Origin of the sequence: Leptospira haakeii (genome assembly GCF_002812045.1) — a bacterium.
In the GTDB taxonomy this organism is placed as follows: domain Bacteria; phylum Spirochaetota; class Leptospiria; order Leptospirales; family Leptospiraceae; genus Leptospira_B; species Leptospira_B haakeii.
Genome location: NZ_NPEG01000005.1, coordinates 60855 through 85690, shown reverse-complemented (window position 1 = coordinate 85690; position 24836 = coordinate 60855). Strand labels below are relative to the sequence as shown.

At 39.1% G+C, this 24836-nt stretch carries 24 protein-coding genes; 11 read left to right on the top strand and 13 right to left on the bottom strand.

The annotated features are described in order from the left end of the window. The first annotated feature begins 109 nt into the window (after positions 1-109). The 4 genes from rpmG to CH377_RS10435 all read left to right on the top strand — a co-directional run bounded on the left by rpmG (position 110) and on the right by CH377_RS10435 (position 3545). Complete coding sequence (gene rpmG, locus CH377_RS10450) at positions 110-262, top strand: 50S ribosomal protein L33 (protein ID WP_010514486.1); 153 nt, start codon at positions 110-112, stop codon at positions 260-262. 12 nt (positions 263-274) lie between these two features. Next, positions 275-727: a TraR/DksA family transcriptional regulator gene (locus tag CH377_RS10445; protein ID WP_086445833.1), complete on the top strand. Its 453-nt coding sequence runs from the start codon at positions 275-277 to the stop codon at positions 725-727. A gap of 154 nt (positions 728-881) precedes the next feature. After that, positions 882-2849: a hypothetical protein gene (locus CH377_RS10440; protein ID WP_100723868.1), complete on the top strand. Its 1968-nt coding sequence runs from the start codon at positions 882-884 to the stop codon at positions 2847-2849. Between the two features lie 9 nt (positions 2850-2858). Beyond that, positions 2859-3545, top strand: a complete 687-nt coding sequence (locus tag CH377_RS10435) for an HAD family hydrolase (protein WP_100723743.1) — start codon at positions 2859-2861, stop codon at positions 3543-3545. On the opposite strand, the gene CH377_RS10430 is transcribed toward CH377_RS10435, so the two are convergent. The 3 genes from CH377_RS10430 to CH377_RS10420 form a co-directional block, all read right to left on the bottom strand. Continuing rightward, the gene (locus CH377_RS10430; protein ID WP_100723742.1) at positions 3516-4868 is read right to left on the bottom strand and encodes a PrsW family glutamic-type intramembrane protease; all 1353 of its coding nucleotides are present in this window, start codon (positions 4866-4868) and stop codon (positions 3516-3518) included. The genes CH377_RS10435 and CH377_RS10430 overlap by 30 nt on opposite strands. Before the next feature lie 83 nt (positions 4869-4951). Next, positions 4952-6919, bottom strand: coding sequence for an LruC domain-containing protein (locus CH377_RS10425; RefSeq protein ID WP_100723741.1), 1968 nt, complete (start codon positions 6917-6919; stop codon positions 4952-4954). Between the two features lie 58 nt (positions 6920-6977). Beyond that, complete coding sequence (locus tag CH377_RS10420; protein ID WP_100723740.1) at positions 6978-7724, bottom strand: ubiquinone/menaquinone biosynthesis methyltransferase; 747 nt, start codon at positions 7722-7724, stop codon at positions 6978-6980. Between the two features lie 96 nt (positions 7725-7820). Here CH377_RS10420 and CH377_RS10415 point away from each other — a divergent pair, with 96 nt between their 5' ends. Together CH377_RS10415 and CH377_RS10410 are read left to right on the top strand one after the other, a co-directional pair. Further along, positions 7821-8297: a MotA/TolQ/ExbB proton channel family protein gene (locus CH377_RS10415; protein WP_100723739.1), complete on the top strand. Its 477-nt coding sequence runs from the start codon at positions 7821-7823 to the stop codon at positions 8295-8297. Positions 8298-8303: 6 nt separating this feature from the next. Next, complete coding sequence (locus CH377_RS10410; RefSeq protein ID WP_100723738.1) at positions 8304-8702, top strand: ExbD/TolR family protein; 399 nt, start codon at positions 8304-8306, stop codon at positions 8700-8702. A gap of 2 nt (positions 8703-8704) precedes the next feature. Here the strand turns inward: CH377_RS10410 and CH377_RS10405 are convergent, their stop codons facing one another. The 9 genes from CH377_RS10405 to CH377_RS10365 all read right to left on the bottom strand — a co-directional run bounded on the left by CH377_RS10405 (position 8705) and on the right by CH377_RS10365 (position 18699). Next, positions 8705-9037: a nucleotide pyrophosphohydrolase gene (locus tag CH377_RS10405; protein ID WP_100723737.1), complete on the bottom strand. Its 333-nt coding sequence runs from the start codon at positions 9035-9037 to the stop codon at positions 8705-8707. Then, positions 9034-10104 carry a DUF1574 family protein gene (locus tag CH377_RS10400; RefSeq protein ID WP_100723736.1) on the bottom strand — a complete coding sequence of 357 codons (1071 nt, stop codon included), beginning with the start codon at positions 10102-10104 and terminating at the stop codon, positions 9034-9036. The genes CH377_RS10405 and CH377_RS10400 overlap by 4 nt, the downstream gene beginning before the upstream one ends. Positions 10105-10107: 3 nt before the next feature. After that, positions 10108-11505: an MBOAT family O-acyltransferase gene (locus CH377_RS10395; protein WP_100723735.1), complete on the bottom strand. Its 1398-nt coding sequence runs from the start codon at positions 11503-11505 to the stop codon at positions 10108-10110. Between the two features lie 2 nt (positions 11506-11507). Beyond that, on the bottom strand, positions 11508-12665 hold the full coding sequence (locus CH377_RS10390) for an SGNH/GDSL hydrolase family protein (protein ID WP_100723734.1): 1158 nt from the start codon (positions 12663-12665) through the stop codon (positions 11508-11510). Positions 12666-12672: 7 nt separating this feature from the next. After that, entirely contained in the window at positions 12673-14181 is a 1509-nt protein-coding gene (locus tag CH377_RS10385; RefSeq protein ID WP_100723733.1) for an MBOAT family O-acyltransferase, read from the bottom strand. Positions 14182-14244: 63 nt separating this feature from the next. Continuing rightward, positions 14245-15630 carry a hypothetical protein gene (locus tag CH377_RS10380; protein WP_100723732.1) on the bottom strand — a complete coding sequence of 462 codons (1386 nt, stop codon included), beginning with the start codon at positions 15628-15630 and terminating at the stop codon, positions 14245-14247. Beyond that, on the bottom strand, positions 15630-16235 hold the full coding sequence (locus tag CH377_RS10375; RefSeq protein WP_100723867.1) for an LIC20162 family protein: 606 nt from the start codon (positions 16233-16235) through the stop codon (positions 15630-15632). Before CH377_RS10375 ends, CH377_RS10380 begins: the two co-directional genes overlap by 1 nt. 11 nt (positions 16236-16246) lie before the next feature. Further along, positions 16247-17374, bottom strand: coding sequence for a glycosyltransferase family 4 protein (locus CH377_RS10370; RefSeq protein WP_100723731.1), 1128 nt, complete (start codon positions 17372-17374; stop codon positions 16247-16249). A 14-nt stretch (positions 17375-17388) separates the two neighbouring features. Further along, positions 17389-18699 (bottom strand): glycosyltransferase family 87 protein, encoded by a 1311-nt coding sequence (locus tag CH377_RS10365; protein ID WP_100723730.1) that lies wholly within the window; start codon positions 18697-18699, stop codon positions 17389-17391. 84 nt (positions 18700-18783) lie between these two features. Here CH377_RS10365 and queA point away from each other — a divergent pair, with 84 nt between their 5' ends. The 4 genes from queA (at position 18784) to CH377_RS10345 (ending at position 22325) form a co-directional block, all read left to right on the top strand. After that, positions 18784-19839 (top strand): tRNA preQ1(34) S-adenosylmethionine ribosyltransferase-isomerase QueA, encoded by a 1056-nt coding sequence (gene queA, locus CH377_RS10360; protein ID WP_100723729.1) that lies wholly within the window; start codon positions 18784-18786, stop codon positions 19837-19839. Between the two features lie 51 nt (positions 19840-19890). Further along, positions 19891-21510 carry an AAA family ATPase gene (locus tag CH377_RS10355; protein ID WP_100723866.1) on the top strand — a complete coding sequence of 540 codons (1620 nt, stop codon included), beginning with the start codon at positions 19891-19893 and terminating at the stop codon, positions 21508-21510. A gap of 219 nt (positions 21511-21729) precedes the next feature. Continuing rightward, positions 21730-21960, top strand: coding sequence for a hypothetical protein (locus CH377_RS10350; RefSeq protein ID WP_100723728.1), 231 nt, complete (start codon positions 21730-21732; stop codon positions 21958-21960). 56 nt (positions 21961-22016) lie between these two features. Then, complete coding sequence (locus tag CH377_RS10345) at positions 22017-22325, top strand: YbaB/EbfC family nucleoid-associated protein (protein WP_100723727.1); 309 nt, start codon at positions 22017-22019, stop codon at positions 22323-22325. Here CH377_RS10345 and CH377_RS10340 read toward each other — a convergent pair whose 3' ends face one another. Next, positions 22326-23948 carry a peptidase M30 gene (locus CH377_RS10340; RefSeq protein ID WP_100723726.1) on the bottom strand — a complete coding sequence of 541 codons (1623 nt, stop codon included), beginning with the start codon at positions 23946-23948 and terminating at the stop codon, positions 22326-22328. Positions 23949-24041: 93 nt separating this feature from the next. Here CH377_RS10340 and CH377_RS10335 point away from each other — a divergent pair, with 93 nt between their 5' ends. Then, complete coding sequence (locus tag CH377_RS10335) at positions 24042-24827, top strand: hypothetical protein (RefSeq protein ID WP_100723725.1); 786 nt, start codon at positions 24042-24044, stop codon at positions 24825-24827. Positions 24828-24836: the final 9 nt, after the last annotated feature.

The window sequence follows — 24836 nt, the reverse complement described above, 5'->3', positions numbered from 1 at the left end:
TTTTTTATAGCATAATCAGTCCGAATAGTGTAAACTGAGCGGCCATTATTTTGGTCTAAACTCGGTTCATTCCTGTTCAGACCAATCTTAGCTAAGAGTATCATCCGTCATGAGAGAGATCATTAAGCTTTCTTGCCAAGTTTGTAAGAAAAATTCTTACTTCCAAACCAAGAACAAAAAGGCGAAATCCGAGAAATTGGTAACGAAAAAATTCTGTAAATTTTGCCGTGCCCACGTCGAACATAAGGAATCTAAGGTATAATTCCGAATCCAGATGGTGACTAAAAAAGCTGCATACGACAAAAAGGTCCTGAGTGAAATATCGGACCTTCTTTTAGAGAGAAAAAACTCTCTATTGGAGAAGTATGCGAAGTGGGAAGATAATAGCAAACCTTCCGGCCTGAAAGAAATGGGAGATATCGCAGATATCGCGTCGGAAATCAACGAAGAGATGTTGAGTTCCGTTCTAACCGAGTCAGAGATCGAGACCATCCGAGAAATCGACGTGGCTCTCGAGAAAATTGAGGACGGTTCCTACGGCATATGCGAGGGGACTGGCAAAAAAATTCCTTTAGCCAGACTGAAGGCAATTCCTTGGACTCGTTATACTGTAGAATACGCTGAGGCTGTTTCCAAACACAAGGCTTCCGGCAAAAAAGGTCCACTTTCGGCTACATTGACCGGGACCTATAAAATTCCGTCAGATCCAGATTCTCTGGACGATTAATTCTTCGCGCCTCATTCGACCTATTTTTTTGGATTGAAATCTACTCGTTTTCGGCGAGCATTTCCAATTCGTGCCAAATCTTTTCGCCCGATTGAGGCCTCTTAAAACTCCTACCTTTCTTACACTGATCTTAACAGTGATCTTGTCCTACCTATTGCTACGCTGGACACTTGTAGTAAGAGATCCGGATGGAAACCTCGGAATTGTATGGATCCAGTTTCTGGCTGGATTACTTCCGAACCTTCATCATAGAAAATCAGGTAGAATGTTCACTGCAGCTTTTGCATTACTTTCTCCCGGATTATTGCTTTATGGAGAAGGTGGATATTTATATTTATCCGCTTTATTTGCCGGAGCGATTTTTGGGATTTTCCTAAGACAATATATCTCCACTTTTTACGGACACCCTGCGAACGATGACGATCCAGTATTAAGATATTTTTATATAAACCGTCCTTATAAAAATTCTCTCGAATTCACAAAAAATCCTAGAACCGCATTTTTGATCTTAGCGGTATTTTTGCTTTTAGATAGGCTACTTGCATATTTTGGAACAGATCCTTTGACTTCTTGGATCTTGCAGGATACTGAATATTCTTCCGGGATCTCTTCAAAGTATGCGTTCGCATTGAGCTTGGATAGTATAGGTTCATGGTTATCCGCATTCTTATACTTCTTCGCAGAGGAAACAAGTTCTCATGATACCGATCCTCCTGGAAAACATTGGAGAACAGGGATCACTGCAGGTTTTACTGCGAATTTAATTTTGGGCGCTATCCAGGGACTTGCTCCTTCTACCGATTTTCCTTTTACTGCAGGAAATGCAGAAACATTCGGAGTCTCTGCATTCTTTCCGGATGCTTCTTCTTTTGGAATAGGGATGCCGATATTATTCGGATTTTTCTTCTATCAGATCCATAGTAGAAACTGGAGAATCTCGTCTAGAGTTCTATTAAGTTTAGCTGTATTTATTGCACTCGGGCTTGCCGGAAAATACCAAAGTTCTGGCTATTGGCTTCTGATTATTTTCCAAACTACATTAGTGATCGGGCTTACTTACCAAAGAGGATTTAGAAATCCGATCTGGAAATATTCTTTTATTCCATTTGTTGTGCTTGGAACAATCTCCGTTTTGGCTGGAGTATTCTTTATAGGTGGGATGGATTGGTCCTTCACTCCTTGGCAATTAATCAGAGAGGATACGTCTAACGCATGGACTAAGGGAAAAACATTCTCCAAAATGTTGGAAATTTTCTGGAAGGATGGATGGGTCCAAACCTTGTCCGCATGGAATTGGTTTAAAGAAGCTCCAGTATTCGGGCAGGGATTCGGCGGATTTGCACTTCATTGGATCGAATCCGGGCCTAGAGGGGCTTATCCTCCAAACGGAACCCAGGACTTTGCATTAACTTCTTGGGTATTCTTACTTTCAGAAGGTGGGATCTTATTCTTTCTTCTGTTCTTTGTTTGGATTGGTTTGGAGTCATTTACCAGAACTTCTTATTGGTTTTTACCGCTTCTATTCTTTCCAGTCACTTTCTATGAGCCTTGGACAAGCGGTGCAGGTATATTAGGTTTTCTTTTAATATGGTTATTAAGCGCCTCGGGACCTTCTACCCGAACCCTGCCTAAATGGTGGATGGTGCCTGCATTCAATCTAGTTTGTTTATTATTCGGTTTAGGATTAACTGCGAAAGCGTTCATCCGACAATCTTCTCAATTACAAGGGCCCGAATTCAGATACGAAGAAAGAAAGACCTACCAACTTTCCGCAAAGACAAAATTCCAAGAGAAGGCAGGGGGAAGATATCATTCTTTCCGTTCCGGGACTTCTTGGATATTGGGCGATAAAGGAAATATCAGTTTTCGAATTACTTTGGACGAGGCTCCCAAGGCAGGAAAGCCGGTATATATTCGTTGGATCTTCTCTGATCAGAATGGAGTGGAATTACAATCCAGAAGTACTCCTTTAAATACTACAGTAAACCAAGTAGATTTAGGAGTTCCTGCAGGAGCCAAAACTTTAACTGCGAAGGTGATGAGGATTTCTTGGTACCAAGCCGGTCCGTCCGAGTTCTATATCGGGACGGATGATTTTGACGGTTTAAATCGGATTCGTTAGAATTATAGAATGTCTGTCTTAGTCGTATTTGATATAGACGGAACCTTAACCGACACTGTCACTTTACACAGAAAGGCTTTTCATGAGGTCCTGATTTCTTTTGAACTTCCTGGCTTAAGTCAGGAAGTGAAAGAATATAAACATCATACGGATTCGAATATATTCAAAGAGATTTATACCTCTTTCAGAGATGATTGGACTGATGAGATCTCTAAAAAATTCGAAGAAGAATTAGCCCGAAACATAAAAAAGAAATTTCAAAACAGAATTTCGGAAATTTCAGGAGCGAGAGTTTTTTTAGAAAAACTAAGATCGGAAGAGATCCCTTTTGCTTATGCAACCGGATCTTTTTACGAACCTGCATTCTTAAAATTAAAAGATTGTGATCTCCCATTGGATGCTCCTCTTGCAACTGCATCTTCCTTTTATGAGAGAGAATCCATCGTTCAGTCCGCAATAGAAGAATCCAGTAAGAAATATTCTAAACAATTTTCCAAAACAATTTGTTTCGGTGACGGAATATGGGATTCCAAGACAGCTCGAAACTTAGGTCTCGAATTTATAGGTATTACGGAAGATCACGAACTTCTTTCGGAATGGAAAAAGCAGAAGATCCAACATGTATTTCGGGATTATTCGGATTATCTTTCCGTTCTTTCTGCAGTTTTAAGTTTTTATCCCGGAAAACGCATCTAATGTGTTTCTATACTGTTGTTTTATCCGAATAAACCATCTCCAGGTTAAAAGTCCCCAGGGGATTTTAGGGAATCTATACAGCGCACCACTTTCATGATTTGGATCTTCTGGTCTGAAATTTTTCCAGACTGGAATAACAGGTATCTTCTCAAAATTTCTTCCAGCTATATAAAATGATACTGTGGTTTCTTTATTTAGCTCCGGCTCTCGGATTACCGGTGAATAAAAACCTTTTCTGGAAAGTGAATAGGCAAGACTCGGTTCCTCGTCTCCTTCCGGCCCCAAGTTTACGGAAAGGAATAATGGAATTTTTAAAATTCTCTCTCGGAAGAAAGAAGGGTTGATCATACCTCTAAGCAGGAATAAAAATCCAAGCCAAGCGGGGTATTCCATGAATAGAGTGATAAATTCTAAAGAACTAATGTTTGCTAAATAGAATGGGATCCATTCCGGGACAAATAGATAGAAGTTTAGACAGAAGATAGGAACTCCAAAAAGTAAAACTGAGATAAATGATCTAATCGTAGAAAGATCTCTTAATAATGGGATTTCTTTTATACTCTCTTTTGATTGGGCCGCTCTTAACCAAGAATCATATCTGGAAAATTTACGGATCATGGAATAATCATCGACATATAGATTTTCTGCCTGTAATAACTCGAATGGAAGAGTCACTTCTGCTTGGACCACGAGTAATTCTAAGGTCAAAAAGGAGAGTCCCAAAATTAAAGGAATATAAACTGTGCCCAATCCTCCTTGTATCAGTAAGAAGTTATAAAACCCGTGAAGAATTATTAAAAAGGAGAATGCAGAGATCAGATCTAATCCGGAAAGATTCCCTTTCCTGGATTGAAGAAATTTTAAAATAAAAAATCCTAATATACCTCCTGAAAAAGTATGGAGCGGCAAAGAAGTCCCGGATCTGAGCAGGCCTTGCCAGAAATCCAATCTAAAAGAATAGAATACATTTTCTATACAACCGAAAGAAGCTCCTAAAGTAAGACCGAAATACAATCCGTCCGCAAGATTGGAGGAATTTTTCATCTGCTTTAAGAATAGAAAGATAAGGATAGCTTTGGAAGTTTCTTCCGGGATTGCTCCTATAAGCATTGCCTTGGAGAACGCGGAATAATTTTCGAATAGATCGAATACTCCTACTTCCCAAGCAAGAGCGATCCCAGTCGCGATCATTCCATAAAAGAACGCAAATGTTGTGAATGTACTTCCTTGTCCGGAGTAGTAGGTCTTACGGTAAAAGTCCCAATAAAACCATGCGGCGAGAATCGCAGAAATTGGTTTGCCTAATAAGATCCAGTTTTCCATTCGCTTAAATAAAAAAGGCGCCGCCCGACAATTTTAAGCGACGCCTTTCAATCCGCAATATTTGTTAAGCGGGTGTTTGTATTTTACACGACTAAACTTTGTTTTTTTCTCAGGAAATAAACCGCGATCCCGCCTGCGATGACTAATCCCAGCGCATAGAAGATGGCGAATTTTTTAACAGAAAGAAACAGATAACCTAGTAAGTTACTATCACTTGGAACAGGGAATACTTTTGATTCGTTGGTCACATCATAGTACCAAGTTTTGTATTCTTTTCCTCCGGAAGACACCCAAAGGTTGAACTCAGAGTATCCTGTTTCGGAAGGTTTTCTAATATCATAATTTTCGTAAGGATATTTCCAAGTGCCCGGCACTAAGATCGCCCAAGGGAATCCAGTATTGTCCAAATACTTATCCGTTCCATTATTGTTTTTATACAATCCAGGGAAATGGATCTCTTGTTTTGTATTGATCACATACGCGAACAGATCGTAAGGGAAGGATCCCAATTTTGCCCTTTCTACAGGAGCATTGAAAACGATCTCCACGGTTGCGATAAATCCAGGTTTGAATACATCTCCAGGGTGGGCGTTCTGTCCACGAATGGTTTTGTTGGAATCTTCAAAGATCTGATAACCTGATTTTAGGCTCGCAGCACTAACGTTTACAGTATTAGTCGCGACCTCAACTTTTCCATTTGCTTGAGTAAGTTTATAAGTTAAAGAAGCTCCTACATCAACAGGTAATTTAATATACAATTGGTGTCTATAGCCGGCACCTTTTGCTACGTGTTGGTAAATTCCTCTTAATCTTACGATCTTTCCGGAAGAGTTTAGATCTTCTTCATTTTTGAATTGGATTACATAGTCGTTAAAGTCTGCATCGCCTGGAGAAGGATAAAGATCCTCGAATGCAACAGTAAATACTCCCTCAGCAGGATAAGAAACTTCTGTGGAACGGGTCGCATCATGCGGATAAATATCGGTTTCGTCAGGAATTCCATCTCCGTCTGTATCTACAATCTGAGTGCTTGGAAGATTGACTTCATATCTGATCGTTCTATTGATCCCAAGGACAGATTCTAAACTAATAAATTGAGAAATGGATTCTCCTCCGATCGAAATATCTATAGTGATATTTCCAACGGAAGTCGGAACAGTCAGCGTTCCGGTTACTTTTCCGGAAGAGTCTGAAACACCTTGGAATAGTATATTATTATTCTCATCATATACTAGGACAGTAGCTCCAGAAACCACGTTGGACTTTTTATCCAATACGGTAAGGTTCAGAGGAATATTGATCGTAGTATTATAGTTAAAAGTAGAATCTCCCTTCGGATCTTCTACCACTACTACAGCTACAGTAGGAGTTCCCGAAGAATCGTTAGCTCCCGATCCACTATTAGAACCATTATTCGTATTATCAGAAGAAGATCCTGAGTTTCCTGTATTCGAGGATCCATTGGAATCTCCTCCAGCGGAAGAACTTGAAGAACCGCTGGATGAGCTACCAGAACCGGAATCGCTATTGGAAGCTGAATTATCTCCTGAACTGGAGTTAGAAGACGAATTGGAACCCGAATCAGAAGACCCAGAGTTACTACTTCCACTTGCAGTATCAGAAGGAGAAGAACTAGATCCAGAATTGGAATCATTAGAACTTCCTGAATTTCCGGAAGAAGAAGATCCAGATGTATTAGAAGAATCTGAAGTATTCGAACCGTTTGAATTGGAAGAAGTTTGGTCAGAAGACCCGCTTGAACCGGAGGATCCGCTATTTGAACTTCCGCTTCCTGAATTAGAATTGGAATCCGATGGAGTAGTGGTGGAACCTCCGCCATTATTAGTATTGTCTGCAGGTGGGGTTACAGGATTTCCGGAACCATCTCCTGGAACAAATACTACCCCAGGGCTACCGCTGTTTCCTGGAACTCCTCCGGTTGCGGTGTGTTGGCTACCTAAGAAAAAAAACGGTAGTAATAAGCCATTTTTCTTATGGCCACAGTTATAAACGAACCCGGCAATCATCGCCAAGGCTAGGAACTTTTTCATGAAGGGTCTCCCCACTCTAATCTCTTTACCTTAGAAGACGGGGTGAAAAGGATTGGTACTACGGTCTATTAGGTTTTTTTCCTATATGGAGAACGCTATTCCCGAATACAAAATTGGTATATTTGACTTTTTCAAAACCTGTTTGTTCCAATTTGGATTTTAAACCTTCTTGGTCAGGGTAATAAAGAGAAGAGACCGGTAAATAATCGAACATCTCATTTTTGCCTCCCCAAAGTACATAACCGAAAAGAGGAACGATCCTGAAAAAATAAAAATCAGCGAATGCTTTTATAAACGGATTTTTAACCTTTCCTACGTCCAGGTTTGCAAATACTCCACCTGGCTTAAGTACTCTATAAATTTCTGATAAAGCCTTGTCTAGATCGTTCACATTTCTTAAACCGAAACCGATGCTGACCGCGTCCAGACTTTCACTTTTGATCTGAGACAGATTGGTGGCATCTCCCCATTCTATTTTTACTCTGCCTTGGTTGATCGGTGTTTCAAGTCTAGTCTTTGCGACTTCTAACATGTTTTCGGAGAAGTCCAAGCTCAGTAAAGATTCCACTCTTTGGGACCTTTCTAGACGAATAGAGATGTCTCCAGTTCCACAACATAGATCTAAAACTCGAATTGGCCCTTTGGTCTCAGCTTCGATCTCTTCGACCAATTTATTCTTCCAAGATCTATGTAAGAAAAAACTACTACAATCGTTGAAACGATCGTACTTGGAAGCGATCCTGTTGAAATTTACTCGAACGAAATCCGCCTTCGTATCTGAAGAAGGCATTTGAAAAGAGGCCATTTCCCTTAGGATTTTGACGAATCTCTAGGGCGCAAGAGCGATTTGGATTTTTGTTCGGATGACAGAAACTAGAAGTTCCCGTATTTTGGAGAAACGATGAAAGATCTAAGCTTTCTACAAGGATTGGATTGGGTTTCCAGCCTGATCATTTTTCTTTCCGTTTGGAATCTCGGAACCTTTATCCATGTATGGAGTATTCTTCCTAAAAGAAAAGAATCCTTAAAACAAAACTTCTTAGCTGAAAACAATCCCTCCATCTGGGAAGAAAAACTATCAGAAGTATTATTTCCGATTGAGACCAAACTTTCCTGGATGAAACATCTGGCAGGAATTTCTACAATGCTTGGACTTTTAGGAACAGTTCTCGGGATCTCCGAAGCATTCTCTTCTTTGCAAGAAGCAGGGACAGTTAGTTTGGATGCATTCGCAGGCGGGATCAAACTTGCACTCGTGACTACGATTTTAGGGTTATTCGTGGCCATTCCTTCCTTATTCGGATTCCAATTTTTAAAACATAGATTATTGGACTTGGAAAGAGAAGCCTTATCCTGGTTAAAGATCCCTCCTAGATAAATACAAATGAGAAAGTCGATTTTAAAGGAAGAAGATCCAGGAATAGACCTGACCAGTTTTATAGATGTAGTATTTATACTTCTAGTTTTCGTGATGTTAGCGGTCAGCTTCCGAAAAGAGATCCGATCTATTCCATTGGAACTTCCTAAAGTAGGACAGGGAGAAGATCCGAAAGGTGAAAGAGTGGAATTTGCACTTCTACCGGACGGTTCCTATCGGATCGGAGAAGAAAAAGTCCAAAGAGCAGTTTTAGAAGAGAAATTAAGGCATGGACTTGTGAAAGAAAAAGAAGTCCGTTTTTTCGCAGATAAAACCGCAAACTATGAAGAGATCGTAAAATTATTAGATTTGTTAACTAGGTCTGGGGCTTCTTCTCTGGAACTTGCTGTCCAGGGACAGAAATAATATTAAGGATCTTTTAACTTAGGATTGTTCTTATGACGATCCTTGTCTCGTGTAGTGTTCTTTTCCAAGGTGGCCTTAAAAGCTTCTTCCATTGAAATTCCCATTTGGTTTGCCAAACAGGTTAGGACAAAAAGTATATCCCCTAGTTCCTTGGATAGGCCTTCCGGATCTTCTCCCTTTTTGAAAGATTGATCACCGTATTTTCTTGCGACCAAGCGGGAGAATTCTCCTACTTCTTCCATTAGGATTGCTAGGTTTGTAAGTTCAGAAAAATATTTAACCCCGATGGTTTTGATCCAATCGTCTACAGTCTTTTGGGCCTCGTCGAAGTTCATTTCTTTTTAGGAAGATTTCCCTTTTCCTGCAAAAATTCCACCAGAAATCTAGTAGGCTCCGCATAACATCCACCACTGAGATGATGCGGATCTATGAATTTTTGGCATTTCATTCTGGAACGATATTCTTCCATATCTAGTACCAAAGTTTCCGGGTATTCTTGGATAAGTTTATTTCTTAAATCAATCCACTCTTGGAAGAATGGGGCCGATCTGACTTTTTCAGAAAATGTAGAATATAATAAAGGAGTCCATAAAACTACTTTAATATGATTTTCTCTCGCAGTATTTAAAAAATTCCTAAGAAAGTATTCTTGTACTTTAGAACTTTTGAAATTTTTATAAGACTCGTTAAAAATTCTCTCTGATTCCGATCCCAATTTATCTTCAGGGGTGTTGGCGAGAAGCCCGTTCGGGATCCCACCTTTAAACTTATCAGATTCATTGATCAGAATATCTCGAATGAATACAAGTTGTTGTACTTCACTTGGATTTTTGATCCTAGAAAAAGCTTCTTTAAATCTTGGAGGAAATACGGAAGTTCGGAATACTTTTGCTTTTAAAAAACTATCCCATTCATTCGTAGAGAATATATTCCAATATCTTAGGAAAAACGGAAAATCATAAGAATAACGTAATGGATATCTATTTGCGAAGTCCGTTCCTGAGTCGGGATAATATTCTAAAATTGCATAGTCTAAAGGGATTTTCCTAGAAAGCAGTTTTTCCAAAGTGAAATTATGGAAAGAATAAGGTGCGGAAGGTCCCGAAAGGTTGTATACGATTAGGCCCGGGCTTTCTTTTTCAAATTCTTCGAGTGAGAATTCTCCCATATGGGAAGTTCCGAAAAACGTAAGCACCTTTTGATCTTCTTTTTTAGAATCGGTTTCTTTCTTCATCGTAGAAAGAACCTTATCTTTCATATTATAAAAATAATATTCTGCTCCCGTTTCCGTATAAGGCCTGATTTTCTCCGAGGAAAGAAGTCGGTCCCAGACTAGGAGTAGGGCAGCGATCCCAAGAGGGATCCAAAGAATTTTGCGATATAACAAAGGAATTCTTTTCATAATCTAAAATGCAAAGTAAATGAAGTCTTGCCCTTTGCCCGCGTAATTCCCGAAAATCAAAGCTCCGATTAATAGGAAGGCAAGTAAAAGTTTGGTTCTATTTCTTTGGAACCAAAGAGGATAGCGCGCTGGAGCTTCCGCCGAATGGAAAATAAATCCACCTATAATATAAGGAATTACTAAATTGAAAGATAGAGTATTTACCTGTTCCGGGCGAATATGATAGAACCAACTTTCGAAAAAGTAAAAAGAATCGCTTATATTAATAGTTCGGAAGAACACACCTGCAAGGGTAAATAAAGTATAGGTCCAAATGATCCGAATCCCCGTGAAAAATTTTCCGGATTCCGGTAGGGTCCTGATTCCTTTTCTTTCAAAGGTCCTTTCTACAAACAGGAACAGTCCATGAGAAAGTCCCCAAGCTAAGAAAGTCCAATTGGCTCCATGCCATAGTCCACCCAAAGCAAATGTGATTGTTTGGTTGATATTCGTTCTGGCCTCTGAGCCTCTACTTCCGCCTAAAGGGATATAGATATAATCCTTAAGCCAGGTTCCAAGGGTGATATGCCATTTTCTCCAAAGCTCGTGGATATTTTTACTGAAGAATGGAGCGTTGAAGTTTCTTGGAATATTAAATCCAAATAATAAAGCACAACCTTTTGCTACGTCTGTATAACCGGAGAAGTCCGAATATACCTGCCAAGTGAATCCGATTGTAGCTAAGAGTAAGGAGCCGCTTCCATATTCCCTAGGCCTTAAGAATACAGGATCGATTAAACCGCCCAAATTATCTGCAATTAAGATCTTCTTACATGCGCCGAGCCCAATTAGGAATAGTCCCGTAAAAATTGCAGTTTTATGAATTCTTAAATTTTCCAGTCTAGGGAAAAAATCTTTAGCCCTCATGATAGGTCCCGCAACCAATTGAGGGAAAAATAATAAGAACAAAGTAAAATGGAAGAAATTAGGAAGTTCTTCCATTTTACCACGATACACATCTATCACGAATGCCATTACCTGGAATGTGTAAAAGCTGATCGCTAAAGGAAGAATGATCCTAAAGGAGAACGTGCTTGTATTAAACAAGGATAAGTTTGTGACGTAGAAAAGATTGTCCGAAACAAAATAGAAATATTTGAATATTCCTAAATTGATCAGGTCGATCAAGACTATGATCGTAAGAAGTTTTTTGCTTTTTGTTTTTGCAATCGGCTTTAGGAAAAGATAATTTAAGAATATGATTCCTAATAGATGTAAAAGAAAGGGCGGATTCCAGGAAGCATAGAATACTAAGGATGCAATTAATAGGATCCATTCTCTGTATTTCCGGCTATCCCAGGACCAGTACAGAACATAAACGATCAGGAAGAATACAAAAAATAAAGTGGAGGTAAAGATCATCTTTATTTCCGGCTTAGTCCGAGAATAGAAGGTAAGTCGGCTGCGAATATTGCGGAAAATTTTTCCATTCCGGCCTTATTCAAATGGATCAGATCGTAATAATAATCCCCATTATTTTGCCCGTCCAAGCTAGCTTGGTAATCCAGTAGAGGAGTTGCCGGATCGATCTTTTGGATCTCTTCTTCCCAGATACGATTTCTGTCCGGACTTCTCCAATTTTTAATGATCTCACTATAAGGCGCGATCACTCCTATGATCTTGATCTTTTGTCCATTCTCCAAACCAACTTGGCGAATATCATTATGCAGGATTTTTAATCTATGAAAGTAGTTCTTCACTTCTTTGGTCTTTTCTACTTTCACTGGAGTTCTTTCTCCTAAAGCGCAGGTATCCCAAATCGCCTTTTTATGAAATTGATCCGAACCTTCGGGAGCAGCGATACCATTTCCGGGATTAGTGATTTTCATACAGGATTTGATATCTTTCACTTCCGGGAACATGCTTATACTTGGAAGATTCGTATTCTCATGAGGCCAAGGAGTGAGTTTGGCTTCTTTTTTTCTTCTGCCAATATCCTTGAGTCGTTTGGAAGGATCTAGAATAAAGTCACGGATATCTCTTCTGTATGCGATACTCTTGAATGCCAAAAAGCCAAGATCATCATAACGCACATTATAATTGAATTCGTAGATTAAAGGGAATGCCAACCTTCTATCCAACTCTCCTAACATCGCAAGAGTATGGATTTGTAGATCTGCCTGGTCTACCCAAGGCGTAGAGATCTCGAGTATATGTAAAACGGTATGTACTTTGGGGAATTTGGGAAGAAGGTTACGTACAAGCGCGTCTTGGACCACTAACTCGGTTCCTTCCATTGCGATGGATTGGATCTTTTCTCCATAAGGTTCCAGAGTTTCGTTTAAAGTTTTGAGAGAAAGCCCTTGGTGAGCCACAGAAGTTCCAAGAAGTAGTATCGTAGGTTCGAATTCAGCCTTCTTCTCCAAAACATAGTCTGTGTTTCGGATAACGTTTGCCGCAAAAGATCCTTTTTTAAGATAAGGCCTATAAACTCCTGTTTGTAGGCATAGATCGAATAAAGCCAATACTAAAATTGGAATCCAAAAACTTCTCTGACGGATCAAACTGATATATGGATTCATATTTGCCTCAGAAATCGAAATACAGGAAGTTTTGGCCTCCTGCTCCGAAGAACAGAATGATAAATAGATTTGCTGTAACGAATACCCCGAACTTTCTCTTGTTTTCAATAATTGTTTCTATTGGGTTTCGGGAGAAATAATAGGAAAGAATGAAACAGATCACGAGCAATATTCCGTAATCATAATTTACGAATGTTTTGACTGAATATACCCCGCCAGGAACGGCGAATACAAGCGATTTCATCATTTCCCAGGAAGCCTGCATCGTTTTCGCACGGAACAAAATGAATCCGAAGGAAAGGCAAAACATAGTGAAAACTCTCGCACCTATATCGTAACTCAAACCACCTTTTTCGTTTAGCCAGGCGGCAATCTTGGTTTTGGAATATTCTCTATGAATGCCTAACATGACACCTTGCCAAAGCCCCCAACAAACGAAGTGATAAGCTGCCCCGTGCCAAATACCTGCGAATAACCAGGTAATAAAAAGGTTTCTGTATCCTTTTAAAACTCCTACCCTAGAGCCGCCAAGAGGAATATAAATATAGTCCCTGATCCAAGTGGAGAAGGAGATATGCCAACGAGACCAATGGTCTGCGATATTTCTGGCAACCATCGGAAAATTGAAGTTCGGATCGAATTTATAACCGAAAAGTCTTGCTGTTCCTATCGCAATATCGGTATAACCTGCAAAGTCGAAATAGATCTGCCAACCAAAAGCCATTGCTCCCACCCAGATCTCGGCAGGGTTTAGAATTTTATAATTATTGAATGTAAAGTCTACCACCTTTGCTAAGTTATCTGCGAATACTATCTTTCTGGTAAATCCCATTAAGATCTGAGCAAAGGCGATCTGCACGTCTTCTGCAGTAACCTTAGGAGTATCATCTAAGTCCCTGAAGAAAGTATGAGCACGAACGATCGGTCCTGCTACCAATTGGGGGAAGAAGGAAACATAAAGTGCAAAATCCAAGAAGGACTTACGAGCTTCCAGGTTCCTGCGAAACACATCTATGGTATAACTCATAGACTGGAATGTATAAAATGAAATACCGACAGGTAGAATGATCTTTAGATGTTCTATCTTAAGAGGCTCACCTGTGGAGATCTGGTTGAATAGATCTGCAAAAACTTCTAATAAGAAATTCGTATATTTGAAATAAGCTAAGATACCAAGATTTGTGATCAAAGAAGCGATCAAACAAAGTCTTCTGAATTGTTCAGAGACTCCTTCTTTGCTCATTATTCTTCCTGCAACGTAATCCACGATCATGGAAACGATCAGAATGATAATGTATAAGTTAATATTAAAATTACAGAAGGATAAATCGATCCAGTTCTCGTACCATGTAGAGGTCCTGATATCGTTGCAAACTATAGAAGCGGGATGCCAAGCATTATAAAAGTAGAGGCTGGCAAGAAGAAGGAAAACTCTTTGGTATGTACCTTTTAAGATTTTTGCTAGGATCAAAACGATCGGCAAAAATACGAGAAAATGGGCTGAATTGAACAGCATTCGTTCGTTTATCCTCGACTCCTGTGCAGTTTTTTGGACTGAGAGAAACCCACAAGCACTTATTTATTCGTTTCGATACACCGGTTCAGGAGTAATATGCTCATACTTATCTTCTATCCCTTCTATAAAACTTTTGTGTGATCTTTCTGATCTAGGAAGAGTAGAATAAGTGAAATTAACTAAAAAAAGTAAGCTCACATACGAGAAAAAAATAATATGAGAGATGGATCTTATTCCAAATCTGAAGTTCTCAAATTCTAAAGAACGAAATACTAAGGCGGCAAAGATCAGAAGTCCTATCACGGAAGAGACCCAAAATTCGAAAAAATAACCTTCCCACCAAGTGTAGAATACAAAAGAAGGGATGAGCCAAAAGAATAGAAGAATGAGTTCTGTTTTGTAAGACTTCCAAAGGCGGATCCAATTTAAGAATGCCAAAAATAAGATCCCGATCCAAAATCCTAGATTTAAATTATAAGGGAAACTTTTGAGAGATATGAGATCGTTTGCGTTGATCCTGAGTCCATTCTTCACGCCTTCGAAATTTAGGAATGCATCTCCAATCCCTCTATAAAAATTCATGATATAATTTTTAGGACCAGGAGCTGCTCCCCATTTTTCCTGAGAGGCATATAAGAATAACCAGTTCGCGAAATTTTTTTCGCTCTCGATTGGGGCGGTTAAATTCCTTTCTAAAAGTATAAATCCGACATACAAATAAGAGAGTGTAAGAATTAGTATAACTGAGAATAAATATACGAAGATCAATTTTAGTTTATAAGAATATTCGAAACTTCTCCCTCTCCATTTATTCGCGAGAAGAACGGAAATAGGCACGAATGTCAGAAAAATTGTATCTGATTGGTGGTAGTAAACATTCCAAACTTGTAAAAAGCCTGCGATGTACAGTTTTCCGGGAGACCAACCATTCTTGGAATTCCAAACACAGAGTAAAAACAGTGCAGTGGTAAAACAGGAATGAATTAATGGGGTATCATTGTGTTGGGCATAAAACCAAAACCCTTGGGAACAATGAACTGCAAGTCCTAAAAGAATCGCACCAACCATGTCCTTATATAATCTCCAATAAGAGAGCATGAGTATAAAAATGAAGAAGGATGCGACTACTAAAACCCTAAGCCTGAGTCCGAACATTGCAGAGTCAGGCCCATGAAACCAATACCAAAATTTTAAGTACAATAATCCCGTACTTTCGAAACCGATATGATGAGGATTGAAGAATACTTTCCAGTATTTATTAGTAACTATATTATGAGTGTATACGATCGAATCCCAATCGTAATGTCTGGATAAAAATCTAAGATCGAATAAAAATAATGTTCCGGTAAAACAAACCAGGAATAGAAAGCCTGCCCAAATAGAAGGAGAACGAAATATATTCTCTGCTTTTTTAAGGAACTCCAGGCTTTCTAGAGAACGTTTGAACATTAAACGGATCTAAATACGGAAGATAAAAAATCTTGATTACTTTTAGAAAAGAAATAAGGAGATTCCGCAAGTACTGAATTTTCGGTTTCGGAAAGATGAATTCTAAAAGATAATTTTTCCAAACCTAAGAGTGAACGAAACCATCCTGATTTATGATGGATCTGTAAACCGGTTTGATCTGGATTCCAACGAATTGTTTCTTTTCCTAAAAATCCCCATTTTGTAACTGCGAGTCTATTTTCTTCCGTAATGAAAGTTTGGAAGAGATTTTTGCGCAAAAAACGAACCAGATCCAAAAAGAAAGCAAATGCGATATAAGAGATCACAAAAAGTGCAGTATAATCGTATAATCTTTTATCAGTTAAAAGAGAAAGTTTTAGCACTTTGGTAATTTGTAGTAGTTCTACAAATTTGAAAATCCAAGTCGAAACTAAAGTCCTTAAAGGGAATAGATAAAATAAAAATATTCCGTAAACCAAGATTGCAAAGAAAGGAGGTATATAATTAATCCTTAATGTGCTTTTTTTGATCCTGGAGGATCTGATTTCAGGTTCGGAGTTCTCCCAATTCCACCATACGGATTTGGATATATCGGATTTGTTCATACTTTGAGGGCCTAGGAGTTTTTCTTTCTGGATTTCCAAAGTTCTACGAGTGAGTTTTCGACTAGTTTTGCAGTCGAATCCCAAGACCAATCGTTTCTACTCGGCTTTCTGCCATAGATCCCTTTTTTGCCGGTCAAGGAAAGTGCGTTTTTCCAAGCCTCTAAATTCTTAGGGGAAACGAAAGAATCGGTAAACTCGTCTAAAACCTCGTGAAATACAGGAATATCCGAAACGATACAAGGTTTGTTTTCTCGAATGGCTTCCAACAAAGGTAAACCAAAACCTTCATGCAAAGAAGGGAAAATAAAATAAGAACAATTTTTATAAAGCCAACCCAGCTTAGAATCATCCGGATTTTCTATAAAATACACGCCGTCCTTCTCCAAATCTCCTTCTTTTAAAAGAGCGGTTAGACCTTCTGATTTCCAACCAAGTCTTCCTGCAAGAACGAGAGGATAGGGGAAGTTCGGTTCTTCTTTTTTTAAGGAAAGATAAGCTTCTACAAGAGTGTTTAAATTTTTTCTGGGTTCTAATGTTCCGACGGAGAATAAAAAATTTTTAGGCAGGGTCTTTTCCGGTGCAGAAACAGATCCAAAACCTTGGACTCCCGGATATACTACTTCTAATTTTGGTTCTAATTCGGGTAAAAAGTTCAGAATATCATTCTTTGTATTCTGAGAAAGACATAGAACCTTATCCGCTTTTTTTAAAGTGATCGGTGACATGATCTTATGCTGCCAATAATTTGCAGTGGTCATCGTCTCAGGTGCGGATTTAAAATTTAGATCATGATAATTTACTAAAGTAGGGATTTTTAATCCGAATGCCGGAAGTAATTGTAATGTTCCCCAAAACAGATCTATTCTATGTTTTTTTACCAAAGACGGTATGGTAAAGTTTAGCCACAGAACTCCCGGAAGTTTACTCGGGATAAAAGTAGGAGTGAGTCCTATCAGATGATTAAAAACCGGATGAATTGGTTTATTTGAATAAAGATAATATTCTAAAGGAGAATCTGGGCGCAAAAGTCTTTCTAAAACTTCTGCAAGGTATCTAGAATTTCCGGTGATCCCGTAAGACAACGGCCTCGCATCTACGGCGACTCTCGGCTTATATTTTAAATTTTCCTTTTTTAGCATATTGTTCAAAATTACTAACTAGTTCTATCCGAATAGAAAGTGCATACATATTGTATTAAAGAGGTATATAATAAGAAGGAGAACATCAGTATTACTTCTTCCGCGATATTCCCTATAAAACTTCTGTTTAAGAGTAATACCAATATGGATATGGAAATAAAGATCGTAGCAGATCTATATTCTATTAGTTTTGATTTCCATTTTTCCCAGATAAGTAGCGGTTGCCCTTGTTCCGGCCAAAGTTTGGAGAGAACAAATGCTGTTGGGAATAATAAGAAAACGAATGCATGTATCCAGGAAATTCCGCTAAAAATTATAGAAAAGAAAAATAGCCCGGATAGAACAAATCCTTCCGAAGCCCCTTTGTAAACTCTATACAAATAAGGACCCGCAATTCCTAAGCTTAAAGTTGCCGAGATGATCTTAACCTGACTTACAGTTAAAGTTATAAATGGCATTCCGAATCTTGCCTGATTTAGCAAATCGGAATATGATAAAAAGTATTTAGCTAGGGTGGAATTCAAACTCTGGTTATTCTTCCAAGCGCGTAGAGCAGGAGACTTTAGATATTTATCTAAAACCAAATCGTACCAGGTTTGGTTCATCTTCCAAGTAAACTCTGGATTGTACAATGCTGGCAATGCGATCCAACCTAAAGCAAAGATAATCGTGTAAACGATCACCATCGGTCTTTTTTTGTATAAGAAATAGAATAAGAAAGCAGCAGGAGTGATCTTGATCACGATTGCGAGTGCTAAAACAAGTCCGGACAGCCAATCTTTTTTTACTGATACGGAGACCAAGATCAATAATAAGAGCAGGAACCCCACTTGGTTATTGTTTTGGTGATTTTCTACAAATCTAAGAGATAAAAGTAAAACCGCAGATAAGAATAGAAAAGATTTTTCTCTTCCTAAAAGTTTTCCGATCAATAAGAGGCTTAAGATCAGAGCTATAAAATTGACGGTGAAAAATATCCCGGAGGCGACTCCAAAAGGAAGACCTGAAATCGGGATGAGTAAGAATGCAAAAGTTGGCGGATAAATGTAAGAGCCTACATTCTCTATTTTCGCTTTGACCCTAAAGAACACTTCTGGATCGAATATTTGGTCTATTTTTAATTTGCCGCTTTCAAATTCTTTAACCACTTCAGACAGAGCGTCTAGGCTATATAAGTCCTTACTTTGTTTAAAGTTACGGGAGGCTTCATAATAGTCCGAAAAATCGGAAGATTGGTCCGTGCGGCTGAACCCGTTTACGTAAAGAAAAGCTAAGAATAGAAAGAATACTAAAACAGGGCCGGATTTTTTGAGGTCGATCCGCATTCAGGTACTCTTTTCTGTCCGCCTGAAAAAGCCAAGAAATTAAAAATCGGTTCCCGAATTCTTCGGATCGGATTCATTGGAAGAATGGAATTCCAAGATCTATCCGATTTTGATTTCGAACTTCCCGAAGACCAGATCGCGAAATTTCCTGCAGCTAAAAGAGATAAGAGTAGGCTACTTGTTTTAGGAAGGACCCAGAATTTCTTAAAAGAAGAAACAGAGTTTTCAAAGATACTCGGCTATCTCAAAGAAGGAGATGTACTAGTAGCGAATGCAACTAGAGTCTCCAAGCGAAGAGTGTTCCTAATTACTAAAACAGGAAGAAGACATGAGGCAATGTTTCTTTCCGAGACCGAACCTGGGGTTTGGAAAACTCTCACTAGAAATTCCAAAAAACTGAAGTTAGGAGATACAGTTTCAGATGAGGAGACCGGAAAATACCTTTTTTCAGTTGGACGAAAAGAAGAAGAATTTACCTTCTTTCAAGCCGAAACCCCTCTCAACGAAAACTCATTTGAGATAATAGGCCGTACTCCGATCCCTCCTTATTTCAAAAGAGAAAGTACATCCGAAGATGATGTTCGCTACCAAACTGTGTATTCTAAAAATTTAGGTTCCGTTGCAGCTCCTACGGCGGGTTTACATTTCACATCCGAACTCTTAGAAGAACTGAAAAATCGAAACATAGAATTTTTAAAACTAGAATTGAAAGTTGGTTATGGAACTTTCCAGTCCTTGAACGAAGATCATTTCACGAATAAGAAATTACATGAAGAAGAATTCGAACTTCCTCTTGAAACTAAAAATATTTTGGATTCGGCTAAGAAGGACGGTAAAAGGATTATTTCTGTAGGCACTACGACACTTAGAGCCTTGGAATCTGCTTATGATCCAAAAACCAAAACTTTCAAATCAGGAGAAGGTAAAACTAGACTGTTTTTACAGCCGGAAGATTCTATTTTAAGCTGCGAAGGATTGATCACTAATTTTCATCTTCCTCAAAGTAGCTTACTTTTATTAGTAAGCGCGTTTGCAGAAAAAGAAAAAATACTGAATGCATACAAATTCGCCGTAGAACAAAAGTTTCGTTTCTTTTCCTACGGAGATTCCATGCTGATTTTGGATCCTGAAAAAATCTGATCCTTACTTATTTAATTGAGGAATTCTAAGCCGAAACGGAAAATGGGAAAGGTGTTAAAAAAGGTTCTCCCTTCTCAAACTGAAATCAGATTTAAAGCGGCAAAGCCGGCCAAATTGAACGGACTGCCAGACTTTTTAGTATTTCATAAGGAAGAGGTGAGAACGTTCCGCCAAGCTTTGGGGAATCCGGGACTCTTCCGACATATTCTAATCACCGGCCCAGAGATAGAAGCAAACCTTCTACAATTTGGGCAATATTTGGAAGAGATCGTAAAAGACCAGCCTGTAGTCGCAGAACCAAATCCCACTTTATTATCTCTGGCAGGTTTTCCTTTTGAAAACAAGTATAGACCTGGAAAAATTTCAGAAGCAAACGGCGGACTATTACTTCTTCCGATCAAACCATTTGTAGAAGACCCGGATCTTTATTATTTTCTGAAAGGTGTACTTCTAACCGGTAAGATAGATTTTCTTTCTCTTCCGGAAGGATCCGATTCCACTAATATCAATCGATTTCATCCAAGTATAGATTCCAGATTCAGACTTATTTTAGTAGGAGAAGAAACTGAAGTGGATTCTATCTCCCAAATAGACGCTGACTTTTACGGAAGTTTTGATTTTAAGATCCATATGCCCTACGAGATCAGTTTAGAAAAATCTTGGCTTCCGGTTTTTTCGGGACTGCTTAAATCTTGGGAGAAGCCAGGGTATCCTCCTTTGGACCAAGCAGCTTTGGATTCACTTCTGGAACTTGCACTCAGATGGAACGATAGCCAGACTAGACTTTCTTTACATCTTTCGGAACTTCGTTCCTTTGTGAGAGAAGTATTAGCATTTAATAATAAGGGTAAGAAGTCTGTGGGAAGGGCAGAGATAGAAGCAGGCCCTTCACTCATCCAAAAAAGAACCGCTATCCATAAAAGAAAATATATCGAGAATATAAAGGAAGGTCTTATCTCAGTTCCACTGAAAGGAAAAAAGACAGGGCGGATCAACGGACTTTCTGTAATTCTATTGCAGTCATCTCTTTTGGATTTCGGACAGGTAAACCAAGTATCCGCCAGAGTTTCTTTGGGTTCCGGAAATCTAATCAATATAGAAAGAGAAGTAAATCTTTCCGGCAGTCTTCATGATAAGGGAGTATTTATCCTTCAATCTTATATCAAAGGAATGTTTTCCCATACCCAATCTTTTGGTTTGGATGCTTCTATTTTATTTGAACAAAATAGCTCTCCAATTGATGGGGACTCGGCAAGCTGTGCGGAACTTTTGGCACTTCTTTCTGCACTTTCCGGTTTGGAGATACCTTGTAATATTGCAGTGACCGGTGCTCTTTCCCAGTATGGGGATATTCTTCCAGTGGGTTCAGTAAATACTAAGATCCAAGCCTGGTTTGATGTGATCCGGCTCACTGGTTCTACTCGTGAAAAATACAAAATTTATATCCCTAAAGATAATATGAGGGACCTGAATCTTCCACGGGAGATCCGGGAAAGTATGAAAAAGGGGAATTTCCAGATATTCTCCTGCTCACATGTAGAAGATCTGATCCCGGATATTTTCGGGGTTCCAGCCGGTAGGATCTCCAAATCAGGAAAATATCCGAACGACTCACTTTTTAGAATCATAGAAGAACGAATCGATCGCAAACGAGACGGGGAAGAAAACTAAAATTCTCCGTGAACTTTGTGGTCTCCGTGCGCAAATTAAGCTGTAAAAGAACGTTTCGCACAGAGGCACGAAGCACACAGAGAGCTTAGACCAGATTCCAATATCTTCCCGTTCTTTCACATCCTTTGTGTGAGACCAATTATAGCTCAAAAGCCTGATTTTTTCTCAGAATTCCTCTAATCAGTCTCCCCCGAAATGACCGATACTTTATATACAGTCATGAAACGCGGGGCAAACATCAATATTGAGTCCTCTCTACTGGTAACCTTGGTTGCTAGTATGGGATTTTTAGTCAGTTTGGGAATCGCCCCAGTGAGGACCGGAGGCTTTTTAAGCGACGAACCGGTCTTAAGAGAACTCATCCCCGACCAATTTACTTGGGAACCAAGCTCGGAACAAATCCGAGATCTGCCAGAGAGAGAGGGAGAAACCGGACCAAGCTTGGTTTAATTTCTTGCTCAGCTTCCAGGTCTGAAAATCCTATCAAGAAAGACCGGGAGTGTTCGATGTTCGGCAAAAGTTTAGATAATCTAAAACAAATGAACCAGATGCGGGTTCGTATGAAAAAATTGGAGAAGGAACTGGAGGCTTTAACCTTCGAGGGAAAATCCAAGAACGAATTAGTGGTCTGCATTACCGATGGTAAACAAACAGTGCAAGAGATCCGTATCGAAGATTCTTTACTTGCTAAGAATGATAAAAAATTACTTCAAAAAAGTATAAAGCAGGCTGTGAACCAATCAATGGAAGCGGCACAAAAAGTTGCAGAAGAAAGAATGGGAGAATTTAAATCTCTTCTTTCCGGAATGCCTTGATTACGGACCTTTATATTCACTAAAAATTTTCTGTTTCGTCCGATTCCGAGAGAGTTTAAAAAATTCATGAGGGCAAATCGGACGAGAATCATTAGATTCCGGAAGAACGATTGCTTCTTCTCCACCCTCGTCGTCATTTTCAGCAATTCCTAAAGAAATCGAAATATCCCCCGTCCTTTTCATCTCTGTATTGATCTGCAGAGAATATAGGCTCCCCTCTATATTCTTTTTTAATAATACTAATCTTCCGATGGCATTGACATTGGAACGATCCGCTTTTACGAATTGGATCTGCCCTGGATTTAATTCTCCTAACGGAGTGATCTCAGGTATTCTGAGTGGATCGTATAATTTTCTGAGAACATCCCCATCAGTTCCCGCAGCAGGGAAAGGGAAAGATTGGATTGTTTTAGTGATATCTTGTAAAAACCCGGAAGCGCCGTTTGTATCCGTTCCGGATTGCGCAAACTCTGGAGAGACATCTCCTAAGGATTGCCATAAGAATGCAGGATAAATTTTCATGAAGATAGCAGAGCCATCTGTTCCGAGCGCATTTTTGACTTCTTGAGAAGAATTTAGATAATTATCCGAGTTTGTTTTGAATAGATGGAATAATCCTGTTGCATCCGAAGCTCTATAACCCTTAGGACCTTGGACTCCGGTTCTGAAAAATGAATTTCTGGAATCCGCATCACTCCCTGAAATCATATATAAATATTTCATAAAGGAATAGGCGAATGCATAGTCTACAAGTGAGTTAAATTTAGAACTTCCAAATATACTATTTCCGTTTACACCTCTGGAACATGAGCTTGAATTCCTACCTCTATAACAATTGATCCTGTTAATCTGAGGAGAATAACCCGCGATATCTGCCGCTACTTCGCTCGTCCCTTCGTTGATCCAAGCCTCGTCTCTTCCTCCGCCTTGGCTCATGATCCTGGCTTCATACTGGAATCGGATTAAATGTTGGTATTCGTGGGCGAGTGTTGCTAAGAATGTATCGGGTTTTCCTTGGGTAAGGTCCGAGTTACGGACTGTAACCAGTTCCACCCCGTCCATATACACTATATTCGCATAATTAGAACGGACCGCATAACCGGAATTATCCGGAAAATAATCCACCGGATCGAAAAATCCTGCCACAAAAGAAGAACCTGTTTGGCTTCCGTCATGGATATCCGATACGATTACCGCAACTTTTCCATCTCCGTCCAGATCATCTGAAAATCCGAATGCTTCGCCTAATTTAGGATAAATTTTAGAATCGAATTCCTGGGAGATATATTGGTAATCTAAAGAGGATTCTAAACCGCTAGTTACATAGATATTAACGTGAGTGCCAGAAGCAACCTTAGTCGTTTGTACACAGTTGGAGCTATTTGTTACAAGATTACGGATCCAGAATGTATTATTGCCGCCGCAGGAACTAGATACTTTGGCTAAGGAAAGTAGATCGTTGATATTAGGTTCTGTTTTATCTTGTGTGCCAAGTGCGTCGTTGCTAACTATACAGTCAGAAAGTAAGAATATCAAACAAACTGAAAGTACAAACGTATATAAAGATCTGCCTATTGGCATACAAAGGGACTTCCAAAAACCGTCTCCGGTCGAAACCTTCATGATCTTTCCTGCCGAAAAAGGAAACTAGCTTTACGCCTTGATCCTTTTTGTTAAGGTCAATAATTATTCAGGGTCGAATGGGAGCAAGGATCATTGACTAAAAAGGTTCCGAAGATTTGGAAATTTTTTTCCAAAAAATTTCAATATATCGTAATTATTTCGTTAGGATATAATTGCGGATTTCGTCCTTCTCCCTTACAAAAAGATCCGATCTCAGGTCCACAAATTCCGGCATTCGATTCTATTCCGAATAGCGGAGAATATTTTTCCGAGATCAAAAAAATCCCAACCGGGTTTTATATCCGACAGGTTTATCTAAATCATTCCAACAAAAAAGAAATGTTGATCAGCCAACTAACAGTAAGTGAATCTAAAAATTGGGAAGAGACAAGGTTTGAGGGGAAACTAAATTTAGACGAGTCCGGAAAATTTTTTAGATTTCGTCCAAGACTTTGTAGGATGTTCACAAGTAAAAATCCAGGAGCTCGTTGGACTTTAACTAGAGCTTACGAATGTGATCATTTCGAATTTCTAATATGGAAATCAGGTCCGGAAGATATCCGTTTAACTCCAGGCCCGGAAGGAGAAGAAGAGGGGATCCTACTTAAAAAATCCAAATCTTCTAATATTTCCCAAATTTCTGCGATCATACTTAAAAAGGATTCTAGTATTACAAGTATTTGGGGGATTCGTCTTTCCAGAGTGAGAAAGGGCGCTAAAGCTATATTAGAAAAACAAGATGGAAGTAAAACAGAACTGAATACTTTGAAAACCGTGGAGACCACTGGAGAGATCAAAACTGAAAGGTCTAGTCGTTCGGAACCGGGAGATATGATTTTATACACAAATCCAGGAGAAGCAAAACCTCTCGCCCTATAGTCCGCTATG